This window comes from Vibrio sp. KUL70 (genome assembly GCF_059725515.1).
The window spans coordinates 1789481-1801804 of record NZ_AP045834.1; the positions used below are offsets into that span (position 1 = coordinate 1789481).

Consider the following 12324-nt stretch of genomic DNA (forward strand, 5'->3'; position numbering starts at 1 on the left):
AGCGCATGAGTGAAACAATACTCATTAAGCAAGCTGAGCATTAAAACCAAAATATAATGATAATAAATGAACCTCCCTACTCCCCTTGGGAGGTTCTCTTTTGAGGTAATCACTATGATTAGTGTTTTTGATATCTATAAAATCGGTGTTGGTCCATCGAGCTCACACACAGTTGGACCAATGAAAGCGGGTAAAGAGTTTATTGATGACCTACGCTCAATGGGAAAATTGCGCGACATCACTAAAATCACCGTTGACGTATATGGTTCACTATCACTGACAGGGAAAGGTCACCACACAGATATCGCTATCATCATGGGTCTTGCTGGCAATACCCCTGAGAAAGTAGACATCGATTCTATTCCGGGCTTTATTGCTCGCGTAGAAGAAACTGAGCGCCTTCCTGTTGGCATGCACTGTCACACAGTATCGTTCCCGAAAGATGGTGGTATGAACTTCCATACTACTAACCTTGAGCTACATGAAAACGGCATGAGCATCCACGCGTGGATCGATGACGAAAAAGCGTACTCAAAAACTTATTATTCTATTGGTGGTGGCTTCATCGTTGACGAAGAGAACTTCGGCAAGGAAGAAGAGAACCCAATTAAAGCGCCTTACGAATTCACAACGGCTGAAGAGCTAGTGAACCAATGTAAAGAGAGCGGTCTGTCTATCAGCACCCTTGTGATGAAGAACCAGGCTGCCCTTCACTCTGATGAAGAGTCTCGTACTTACTTTGCGAACATCTGGAAAACGATGCGTGAATGTATGGATCGCGGTATGAATACAGAAGGCATTCTACCTGGTCCACTACGTGTGCCTCGTCGTGCAGCTGCGCTTCGCCAACAACTGATGACTTCAGAAAAAACGACGAACGATCCAATGTCAGTCGTTGACTGGGTAAACATGTTCGCTTTCGCTGTAAACGAAGAGAACGCAGCTGGTGGTCGTGTTGTTACAGCACCGACTAACGGTGCATGTGGCATCATCCCTGCAGTTCTGGCTTACTACGATAAGTTCATCCAAACTGTGACTGAGAAAGACTACATCCGTTACTTCGCGGCTTCTGGCGCTATCGGTGGTCTTTACAAGCGTAACGCGTCTATCTCTGGTGCAGAGGTTGGCTGTCAGGGCGAAGTTGGTGTGGCATGTTCGATGGCGGCAGCTGGTCTTGCTGAACTTATGGGCGGTAGCCCAGAGCAAGTATGTATGGCTGCAGAGATCGCAATGGAGCACAACCTAGGCCTAACATGTGACCCAGTTGCTGGCCAAGTACAAGTACCATGTATCGAGCGTAACGGTATTGCTGCAGTGAAAGCGATCAACTCGACTCGTATGGCACTGCGTCGTTCTTCTGCTCCTACTGTATCTCTAGATAAAGTTATCGAAACAATGCTAGAGACTGGTAAAGACATGAACGCGAAATACCGTGAGACTTCTCAAGGTGGTCTAGCAATCAAAGTGGTCTGCTGATTAACAGTCGCCTTTAATTTGCTTATGAAGAAAAGGAACGCCGAGGCGTTCCTTTTTTGTATCTACTATTTTAATGCTTATAGCCAGCGTCTGATCAAATCACTTGAGATACAATCAAGAAGCAACCAAACAGTAGAGAAAATAACATCATCACGCTACCACCTTCCGCTGAGTATCTATCTTCAGCCACTTTCATGAAACGCTGCTTGTGCACCATCACAAGCGGGATAAACACCGCTAGAAATACCAAGATAATACCTGCGTAGTTCAGTACCTGTAGAAACTTGTCTGCTGCTAACAGTGAACCAGCTAGAGGCAGAATAAAGCTGATTACGTAAGTGACCGCTGTGTTCTGATTAAACATGTCTCGGTTTTGGTTGAACAGAGCCATCGCGACCCCAAAGAAAGAGGTCAATAGTGCCAAGCCAGTGAAGGTCGACAGGATATTACCAATCCAAGGTGACTTAGTCTCAAACGCGGCCATCAAGTCTGACACGTTATGGAAGCTTCTAAATTGCTCTTCGCTTAGGTTACCCACGACCGCAAATAACCAACATAGGTAGCACACAAGTGGAATTAAAGAACCGACAATCACCATGTTGCGCAGTTGCTTGTCGGTCGCTTCTTGGTTGTATGAAACCAGCGTAGGAATCACCACCATAAAACCAAAACTAGTAAACAAGATCGCACTGGTTTTAATCAATGCTACGTGGTCATGACTCGTAACTTGCGTCAGATTTTCTTGAGTCATACCTGGAGCAAGGAAAGTCATCGTAATCACAAGGCTTGCCAGCATCACAAAGAATAGCGCTCGGTTAAGCTTATCAATCACACCTGTACCACACGCAACCACTGCACCAGCAATCAAGGTGAACGCTATCTGGCCTGTCGTGGCACTAACATTAATGCCAAGGCTTGCCAGTAGTTGGCTCAGAAGATCGCCAGCACCTAGGATATATGCCATCAATAAGCAGATCAGCAAAGCGTAAAGCAGACCATTAGTAATCAGCTGACCTTGTCTACCTAGAGTTTTGCGCGCGATTGAGTTCAAGCCAAGGCCGCCACCTGCCTTGATTGTCGCTTCAAGGAGCAGAAGCGCCGCATAAGTAGTACCGAAGCAGATCAGTACCATTAAAAGTGAACCGTATAGTAATCCAAATTGGGCAAGAACCATTGGAATTGCAAGCATACCAGCACCCAAAGCGGTACCAGCGATAATTAGGGAGCTCCCCATCATTTTAATATTCATGTCTTTAACTTATTTATTTAATTTTTAATAGATGTAGTTCTCTGTCATCAATCAAGATGCAAAGAGAATTCGAAAGAAGTTAAGCTTTAAAACGAATATCGATAGGAGCGATAAGCGGAGTTAAATCGCGAAAAGGCAGTAGAAAGCGAGCTGTGATAAAAGCGAGATTGTAGAGAAAGAGAGGCAACCGAAGAGTTCGGTAGCTGATGTGGTGAACCTTCTGTCGGTTCGATGATTGGTGATGTAATTTTGAATTTCATCTATGTGTCCAAATGAGTCACATTCCGTGTTATTGAAGCAGCCATCCTTTACTGCCCTCCTCACGTATTGAGGTAGATTCATCTTAACGAAAGACACCTGAAAAACAACGGCACAACCTTATTTTCTGCTACTTTTTACTCATCTGTATGTAATTTGGACAATCAGGACTAAAAAACATCACATTTATTCTAATTAAGCCATTGATATGATCCAGTTAATTACATTGATACAAAGTAATTAACTAAAAATTACATGTTGTTTTCATTTCTAATCTCGCACACACCTATATCGACAAACTCATCAATTAAAAAACCAATTAGTTGAAAGAAGATCAAAACATGACGCTAAGTGCGCTGTTTTTATGACGTTTTTACGCCAATTTTCCATCACAAAGCTGCTACATCACAGAAACATAACCACAATCGGAGTATGGTCACACAATTACCCCTTTATGGTAGGTACCGCATAACTTTACCGCTACAGTATGCTCGTCATTATAAATTATAAAAATATGTGTTCAGTATGCGCTCAACAATAACGTTTAAAATACTGGTAGCACTGGCCGTAGTTTTCTCCCTACTCCTCGCTATCTCTACATACTTTCAATACACCCAACAAAAGCAACTTGTGAACTCAGTTTTGAGCGAGCAACTGCACGATAAAGCCAGCAACTATTTCGACAGCCTCAATATGATGATGTTGACAGGCACCATGTCGCAAAAAGAGACGCTACGTCATAAAGCACTGGCGCAAGAAGGCATCGAAGATGTTCGCGTACTTAGAGCAGACACTGTGAGCAAACTTTATGGCCCTGGTAGTGCAGATCAACTGCCGAAAGACGACATTGATAAGCGCGCACTGGCAGGCGAAACGGTCATTGAACCTTTCAGTGCGGACTGGGGGAAAGGTCTGGTTATCGCCCTGCCAATGAAATCGAGTGAGAATTACCGTGGTACGAATTGCGTATCTTGTCATATGGCACCGGAAGGCGAAGTATTGGGCGCTATTCGCTTAGAGTATAACTTGAGCCATGTTAACGAACTGATTCACACCCAAACCATTACCGCAATAGTCATTATGGCGGTGATTTCGTTTGTCGGTTTCGGTCTCACCATGACATTAATTCGCAAGATCATTGTCCGCCCTCTTCAACAAACCGCTCGCTTTATGACTCGAGTCAGTGACGATAAAAACCTTTCTGAGCGACTACCGGTTGAGCGTGATGACGAAATTGGCTCGCTATCAGCAGCGATCAACTCTTTCATGAAGACCGTCTCGAACAGTTTAGGTCAAGTACAAGACACCTCACATAAACTGAATGCGTCTGCAAATCAATTGACAAGCGTAGCTCACATTACAGAGACTGCAGCCAGCGATCAACAAGGCGAAACAGCCGAAGTACAGAGCAATATTGAAGGTATTCAAGCGCAACAAGTGAGTGCAGAGCAGGCAACGGTTACCGCTTCTAACCTCATTAATCATACTGCTGAAGTGGCGTTTCAGAGTGCAAATCAAGCTCACAATGCTAGCAACGAGATTAAGAACCTGGTCACCAGTATCGAAGAAGTAAAAGATAAGATCTCCTCACTCAATCAGCAAACAGGTGAAGTGTCTTCGATCTTGACTGTGATTCATGGGATTGCCGAGCAAACAAATCTGTTGGCGCTCAACGCAGCGATTGAGGCAGCACGAGCTGGGGAACAGGGTCGTGGATTTGCAGTGGTTGCCGATGAGGTTCGCCACCTAGCCTCTCGCACAGCCGAAGCCACTGACAATATTGAATCAATCATCAACCAGTTCAAACAAGGTAGCGAACAATCTCTACAATCTGCGGATCATGTGTGTGCTCAGGCTTACCAAAGCTCGACCGATATCGACGCGCTAGCCGAAGAGATGAACGGTGTTGTTGAAGAGATGAAACAAGTATTGGCGTATGCTCAAGATATCCAACATCAGACTCAATCCACCACTCATGCTACCAAAGATGTGCAGAACAAAATTGAAGCGATTACCTCTCATGCCAACAACACATCGCAATCGGCAGCAAGTACTCGTGACATCAGTAACGACCTTGAAGAACTGTCTGATCACCTAGAGAGCTTAATCAACCAATTTACCCTTTCTAACAAGCGACAAGAACGCTAATTACCCTCCCTCCTATCGCACCAAGGTCGACTTTTGGAGTAAAAAGTCGGCCTTTAAACAAAAATAAGTCCATATAGGAAATATTTCTTTCTTCAACTAACAATAAAGGTTGAAGCTCTCTGTGTGACAGGTAATATGTTCCATTGATTTAAAAAGTTTATACAACTCAATGTTTCGACTGTTTTTTGTTCAAGTATCAGAAAATTAAAACTATCGTGAATTAGCATTGGGTTGAATTTGTCCCTCAATGGAGAATGAAACCAACATGACTTACGCGCCTGTAAAAGACGTACTTGGCGGCAAGCTAGCGGTAGACAGTGAAGTAACTGTTCGCGGCTGGATCCGTTCACGTCGTGATTCCAAAGCTGGAATCTCTTTCCTTGCCATTTATGACGGCTCTTGTTTCGACCCGATTCAGGCCGTGGTCCCTAATAATCTTAATAATTACGAAAACGAAGTGCTAAAGCTGACTACAGGCTGCTCTGTTGAAGTAACAGGTAAGATTGTTGAGTCTCCTGCGAAAGGCCAAGACTTCGAACTTGCTGCAACTGACGTTAAAGTTGTAGGTTGGGTTGAAGACGCAGAAACTTACCCAATGGCGAAAACTCGTCACTCTATCGAGTACCTACGTGAAGTAGCACACCTACGTCCACGTACTAACGTAATCGGTGCGGTTGCGCGTGTTCGTAACTGCCTATCTCAAGCAATCCACCGCTTCTACCACGAGCAGGGTTTCTTCTGGGTATCTGCTCCACTGATCACAGCTTCTGATGCAGAAGGTGCTGGTGAGATGTTCCGCGTTTCTACACTAGACATGGAAAACCTACCTCGCACAGAGAAAGGCGATGTTGATTACAACGAAGATTTCTTCGGTAAAGAGACATTCCTAACGGTATCTGGCCAACTAAACGCAGAAGCTTACGCTTGTGCACTAAGCAAGGTTTACACGTTCGGTCCTACGTTCCGTGCTGAAAACTCAAACACAAGCCGCCACCTAGCTGAATTCTGGATGGTTGAGCCTGAAGTTGCATTCGCTGACCTAGAAGACGTGGCTAAGCTGTCTGAAGACATGCTTAAGTTCGTATTCAAAGCAGTACTTGAAGAGTGTCGTGATGACCTTGAGTTCTTCGCTCAACGCATCGACAAAGAAGCAATCACTCGCCTAGAGCAGTTTGTTTCTTCTGACTTCGCACAAGTTGACTACACCGACGCAATCCAGATTCTTCTAGATTCAGGTCGTGAGTTCGAATTCCCTGTTGAATGGGGTATCGACATGTCTTCTGAGCACGAGCGTTACCTAGCTGAAGAGCACTTCAAGGCACCAGTAATCGTTAAGAACTACCCGAAAGACATCAAAGCATTCTACATGCGTGCGAACGATGACGGTAAGACAGTAGCGGCAATGGACGTACTAGCACCTGGCATCGGTGAAATCATCGGTGGTTCTCAGCGTGAAGAGCGTCTAGACATCCTAGACGAGCGTATGCGTGAAGTAGGTATCGACCCAGAACACATGAGCTGGTACCGCGACCTACGTAAATACGGAACAGTGCCACACGCTGGTTTCGGCCTAGGTTTTGAGCGTCTAGTATCTTACGTAACAGGCATGGGCAACGTACGTGACGTTATCCCATTCCCACGTACTCCTCGCTCTGCGAACTTCTAATTCCGCTCTACGCTTGAATTAAAAGAAAGAAACAAAAACCTCCGCAATTGCGGAGGTTTTTTTGTGTCGAATAAACAAGTAAGGCGCAGAACCAATTTAGCATTTAGCATTTTAGCTTTGATCTTGTTTTTCTGCGTAGCGGATAGCTAATGCACAGATACCAAACAGAACAAATGGTATAGCAGCTGTGGTGTATTCAGTCCACGCCATATCAGCGAAAGCTTTTGCCAACAGCACATGGCCGAAAATCAACAGTGCCGCACAGACAATAGCCACGAAGATAAGTTTGATCTCATTTCCAGCAGGTGATTTCAACATAACGGTTTCTCCAAGATTTGGTCTACCGTTATTCAAACACAGATTATCTTATTGAAAGGCGTACAGTTATGCTTGATTCAAGGCGTACAGTTTTTTAATACTGACGTTTATGACTGGCGCAACAGTTGGTGAGCAAGCTGGCCCACTGTTTTCAACGCAGAGCGGCGTTCTTGAGTGAGTTCATGAGAAAAGTTAAGTCGAATCGCATGAGAGACCATATCACTCTCACTGAACAAATCACCCGAAGCGATACTAATCCCCTCCCTCATCGCTTGCTTATATAGCTTATGGCTGTCAAATGAACTCGGGAAACGAATCCATATAAAGTAGCCCCCGTTCGGCTCTTCTACTTCTATAGATTTAGGGAAGTATTCAAATACTGCATTGATAAACTCTTGTTTTCTTGCCTGCAGGTGCTTGCGCAGCTTACGCAGATGATTGTCGTAACTTTCATGGGTTAAAAAGTGTGCCACACCCAGCTGTACCGGAGCGCTACTCGATAGCGTTGATAGAAGTTGCTGTTTTTGGATCTGGTTATGGTAACGAGCATTAACTACCCACCCCACTCGATAACCGGGACACAGGCTCTTAGAATACGAACCGCACAATAGCACAGAGTCATTAGTGTCGTATGCTTTCAACGGTTTAGGTTTGTCTCTATCGTAGTAGAGGTCAGCATAAACATCATCTTCAATAATCAAGGCGTGATGTTCACGAGCAATGGCTACCACTTCTTGTTTGCGCTCATCTGACAGGCAGGTACCGGTTGGGTTTTGGAATGTCGTCATCAACCAACACGCTTTGACATCATGGTCAATCAACGCTTTTTTGAACGCAGGGATATTCAATCCATCCCTGGGGCAAACCTCAACCTCAACTGCATTTAAGCCAAGTCTCTCCACTGCTTGTAGTGCGCCATAAAAGGCTGGTGCTTCTATCACCACTGTATCACCAGGTTTGGTCACGGTTTGCAGGCTAAGGTTTAAAGCCTCCATCGCGCCAGACGTGATCACGATATCTTGATGACTAACGACAATCCCTTGCTGGAGATACCGCTGGGCGATTTGACGTCTTAAAGACTCGCTCCCGGGTGGAAGGTTATTAATGACGCTCGCCCCCGTCATCTTACGTCCAGCGCTAGCGAGGTTCCTTGTCAGAACAGGAAGTGGGAACAGGTCTGGATCTGGAAACGCAGAACCGAAGGGCACCACGCCTTCGGCAGAGCTAGAGGTCAAAAAATCGAACAACCTGTCGTTGATCGCACGTTTTGTCTCTGAGACCTTAGGTGAGGAGACCAAGCTCTCAATTTTAGGTGCGACAAAGTAACCAGATTGAGGCTTGGCAATGATCCAGCCTTCACTCTCTAGCAGTTGGTACGCCTGAAGAACCGTGCTGTTGCTGACCTTATAGTTACGGCAACTCATGCGAACTGACGGGATCTTCTCGCCAGATCGCCAAGTATTATTGGCTATCTGATTGCGAATGTCCTTTGCAAGCTCTTCGTAACGTGCCATAAGTTGTACTACCTAAAGAATCCATAAACCCAATACTCTAGCATTAACATGGGTTTAGATTGTAGCTATCCTACTGATTAAACGTCATTTGTATAATTGTGTGAAAAACTTCACAGAACTCATGACTTGCTCTGCTAACTTTGATGCATAGCGAGAAATTCATCTCGCTCTAAACTTAAACAGATGTTCACAATAAAAATGCGAGACCATCATGAAAAAGATAGAAGCAGAAAACTTAGAGTACAAAGGTGAATCAAACGGTGTCCATAGCTGGACAACACCAAGTGGGCAACCTTACTATTGGCATCCTGATTGGCTGCATATTGCTGAAGATGCAACTGGTTCGCACCCAAAAGAGAATCTCGATCTCGTCGATGATCAACCGGCCACTAAGAAACACGCAGTATCAGCAATCCTAAAGCACATTAACCAATGGGCCGCAGACAAGCTAGCATCACACCCGGAAATAGAAACAGGTTCGGTTGAAGCAGAGATCCACCTTAAGAAATAGTCGCTAATGGTTCACAGACCTCAAGTACTGAGAGCAAGACAAGGTCAGTGAACCTAGCCCTTCTAATAGAAACAGCGCCCAGACAAACGCTACACTTAACAATTCTATAAAACCGCTTACCTTGTTATATCAATTGCTCTTCCCCACCGATAGAATTATCAAAATACATTTAGAAGAAATATTTTTTAGCCTGTCTCGTTCTACTAATAAGTCATTGGAAGCAGACTAGGATAATAACAAGGATTAATTGATGGATTCGTCACATCACAATAACAATCTAACCGCCAAGCTCTACGTTCTCGCCGGTGTTCTTTTTGGCACATATGGCAGTCGAGTGTGTCCGATGTTAGAGACATTAACCGCTATTGAAACGATCACTCACGTCAGCACAATCTTCGCTATTCTGTTTGTTATTCGTTTTATCATTGCTCCTCGTTGGTCTGTTTACCAACAGGGGCAATACATCAAGCTAGATACCAGCCTATTCTTCGCAATGAGTCTCCCACTCGCGACCTATTACAACCTAAGTTATGAATTTACGCTTGATAGTAACCTGAAGGTTTTGTTCGGGTTGGCGCTATTTGGATTCTTTACCGGCAGCATTTTAGAGCTGGACTCAAAACTAAAGCAGATGAATACCTATCAAAATCGAGGTGTCAGCAACCTACAACTTACTGGTGTGCGTCAATCTTTGGTGAAGCAGCTGATAGGCTTGGTGATGGTGCTCCTAACCTCGTTAACCCTGATGCTAAGTATGGTTGCGATAAAAGATGTCTTTTGGCTCGAACACAATCCGGAGCGCATTTTAGACGGCACAGGTAAAATCAGCATCATGAAAGAGTTTGCCTACTTATCCTTAGTTCTAGGTGGTTACGCCGTGGCGATCATGACAATGTGGAGCAAGCTGATTAAGAAGGTTCTCCTTAGTCACGAATCTGCGCTGGTTGAAGTAACAAAAGGCAACATTCAGTCTCGACTCCCTGTCTTTAACCATGATGAACTTGGCTCGATGGCATCATTGACCAACAATATGCTCGATAGTCTGCAATCCGTCCAACAAGAAGTTAAAACCACCCGTGATGTCGCAATTGTCAGCTTGTCTGCACTCGCCGAATCTCGTGACAATGAAACAGGCGCACATATTCTACGCACACAAGAGTACGTAAAAGCGCTGGCAGAACAAATGAGCCTATCGCCTAAACACTCGACATTACTGACACCTGAATACATTGAACTGCTCTACAAATCTGCACCGCTTCATGATGTTGGGAAGGTCGGCGTACCTGACAACGTGCTGCTCAAGCCAGGTAAATTAACCGATGAAGAGTTCGATATCATGAAAAAACACCCACAGATTGGTGCAGAGGCGTTGTCTATTGCTGAAAGTCAGCTAGGCAGCAGCTCATTCCTGAGAGTCGCCAAAGAAATATCACTGACTCACCATGAAAAGTGGAACGGTCAAGGTTACCCAAATCAACTAGCGGGCGAAGACATTCCGCTTTCTGGCCGCCTAATGGCATTGGCTGACGTCTATGATGCCTTGATATCAAAACGTGTATACAAGCCTGCTTTCAGTCACGATAAGGCCAAAGACATCATTCTTGAAGGTAAAGGTCAGCACTTTGACCCTGAAGTTGTTGAAGCTTTCTTGGCGGTAGAACATCTATTTGTTGAGATTGCCGCAACGCATAAAGATGGTAAGCATGATGTCAGCGAGTTAGAGCGAGAAAACTTGACTTTACAAGCTGTTTAGCTGATGTAAAACACACTAATTTCTTACACCCTACTGGTTTATCCGTAGGGTGTTTTATTAGATATATTCGTACTTTACTGATAATTCCCATCGAAATAGATTTTTTTTCCTGTTTCTTCTCAATTCATATTGTCTTCAAATTTTCATAAAGGTATAAATACCACTAGATACTATCCCCTCTCAATTGACATGGATGAAGATTATGTTTGAAAAAGTACTCGCAGCACCAGCAGACCCTATTCTTGGCCTGACTGAAGAGTTTAAAAAAGACGCTCGTGCAGAAAAAATCAACCTTGGTGTTGGTATTTACAAAAACGAAGATGGCCAAACGCCAGTTCTAGCTACCGTTAAAAAAGCGGAAGCGGCTCTTCTAGAAAACGAGAAAACGAAATCTTACCTAACAATTGAAGGTACAGCGGAATACGGCCTAGCAGTACAGAAGCTGCTATTCGGCGCAGACGCTGAAATCGTCACAGCTCAACGAGCTAAAACAGCACAAGCTCCGGGTGGTACAGGTGCTCTACGTGTTGCTGGTGAATTTATTAAACGTCAACTTGGCGATGTAAAGATCTGGATCAGCAACCCAACTTGGGCAAACCACAATGGCGTATTCTCTGCTGCAGGTATTGAAACAGCTCAATACAGCTACTACAACGCTGAGACTAAAGACAAAGACTTCGCAGGTATGGTTGCTGACCTAGAGAAAGCATCTGAAGGCGATATCGTTCTTTTACACGGCTGCTGTCACAACCCAACGGGTATCGATCCAACAGCGGAAGAGTGGGAAGTATTGGCTAAGCTAGTTGCTGAGAAGAAGCTTCTTCCACTATTCGACTTTGCTTACCAAGGTTTTGCAAAAGGCGTTGAAGAAGATGCGGCTGGCCTTCGTACTTTCGCTAAGTACAACAAAGAGATCCTAGTCGCGAGCTCATTCTCTAAGAACTTTGGTCTATACAACGAGCGTGTAGGTGCATTCACGCTAGTAGCTGAATCTGCAGACGTTGCAAACACGGCATTCTCTCAAGTTAAGAGCATCATCCGTTCTATCTACTCTAACCCACCAGCGCACGGTAGTGCCGTTGTTACTCACATCCTAGGCGATGCTGAACTGCGTGCCGAATGGGAAGCAGAAGTCGCTGAAATGCGTGACCGTATCCAAGAGATGCGTGAACTGTTCGTTGCAACTCTGAAAGAGCAAGGTGTCGATGCTGACTTCACGTTCATCGAGCGTCAAAACGGCATGTTCTCTTTCTCTGGTCTCACTAAAGAGCAAGTGACTCGTCTGAAAGAAGAGTTTGCTATCTACATTGTCGGCTCTGGTCGTATCAGTGTTGCAGGTATGACTAAATCAAACATGCTACCGCTATGTAAAGGCATCGCTGCAGTACTGTAAGCTTTCACCCTTTCAAACACCGAAAAAGCCAGCGTATA

General features: G+C 44.8%; 10 protein-coding genes. 6 read left to right on the forward strand and 4 right to left on the reverse strand.

The genetic code is table 11. The features are described 5' to 3' along the window. Positions 1–114 precede the first annotated feature (114 nt). On the forward strand, positions 115–1476 hold the full coding sequence (locus AC6I7V_RS07740; RefSeq protein WP_255230561.1) for an L-serine ammonia-lyase: 1362 nt from the start codon (positions 115–117) through the stop codon (positions 1474–1476). A gap of 94 nt (positions 1477–1570) precedes the next feature. Here the strand turns inward: AC6I7V_RS07740 and AC6I7V_RS07745 are convergent, their stop codons facing one another. Both AC6I7V_RS07745 and AC6I7V_RS07750 read right to left on the reverse strand, forming a co-directional pair. Next, positions 1571–2713, reverse strand: coding sequence for an amino acid permease (locus AC6I7V_RS07745; RefSeq protein WP_372065815.1), 1143 nt, complete (start codon positions 2711–2713; stop codon positions 1571–1573). 98 nt (positions 2714–2811) lie between these two features. Next, on the reverse strand, positions 2812–2985 hold the full coding sequence (locus AC6I7V_RS07750; protein WP_255230559.1) for a hypothetical protein: 174 nt from the start codon (positions 2983–2985) through the stop codon (positions 2812–2814). A 523-nt stretch (positions 2986–3508) separates the two neighbouring features. On the opposite strand from AC6I7V_RS07750, the gene AC6I7V_RS07755 reads away from it, so the two are divergent. Then, positions 3509–5131: a methyl-accepting chemotaxis protein gene (locus tag AC6I7V_RS07755; protein WP_498010607.1), complete on the forward strand. Its 1623-nt coding sequence runs from the start codon at positions 3509–3511 to the stop codon at positions 5129–5131. 265 nt (positions 5132–5396) lie between these two features. Continuing rightward, positions 5397–6797: an asparagine--tRNA ligase gene (gene asnS, locus AC6I7V_RS07760; RefSeq protein WP_150868825.1), complete on the forward strand. Its 1401-nt coding sequence runs from the start codon at positions 5397–5399 to the stop codon at positions 6795–6797. A gap of 111 nt (positions 6798–6908) precedes the next feature. Here asnS and AC6I7V_RS07765 read toward each other — a convergent pair whose 3' ends face one another. Together AC6I7V_RS07765 and AC6I7V_RS07770 are read right to left on the reverse strand one after the other, a co-directional pair. Then, positions 6909–7115 (reverse strand): hypothetical protein, encoded by a 207-nt coding sequence (locus AC6I7V_RS07765; RefSeq protein WP_255230557.1) that lies wholly within the window; start codon positions 7113–7115, stop codon positions 6909–6911. A 107-nt stretch (positions 7116–7222) separates the two neighbouring features. Beyond that, on the reverse strand, positions 7223–8629 hold the full coding sequence (locus AC6I7V_RS07770; protein ID WP_498010608.1) for an aminotransferase-like domain-containing protein: 1407 nt from the start codon (positions 8627–8629) through the stop codon (positions 7223–7225). Positions 8630–8840: 211 nt separating this feature from the next. On the opposite strand from AC6I7V_RS07770, the gene AC6I7V_RS07775 reads away from it, so the two are divergent. The 3 genes from AC6I7V_RS07775 to AC6I7V_RS07785 all read left to right on the forward strand — a co-directional run bounded on the left by AC6I7V_RS07775 (position 8841) and on the right by AC6I7V_RS07785 (position 12286). Then, positions 8841–9140, forward strand: coding sequence for a hypothetical protein (locus AC6I7V_RS07775; RefSeq protein ID WP_498010609.1), 300 nt, complete (start codon positions 8841–8843; stop codon positions 9138–9140). Positions 9141–9390: 250 nt separating this feature from the next. Beyond that, positions 9391–10893, forward strand: coding sequence for an HD-GYP domain-containing protein (locus tag AC6I7V_RS07780; protein ID WP_498010610.1), 1503 nt, complete (start codon positions 9391–9393; stop codon positions 10891–10893). Positions 10894–11095: 202 nt separating this feature from the next. Next, entirely contained in the window at positions 11096–12286 is a 1191-nt protein-coding gene (locus AC6I7V_RS07785; RefSeq protein ID WP_032548727.1) for an amino acid aminotransferase, read from the forward strand. The last annotated feature ends 38 nt before the right edge of the window (positions 12287–12324 follow it).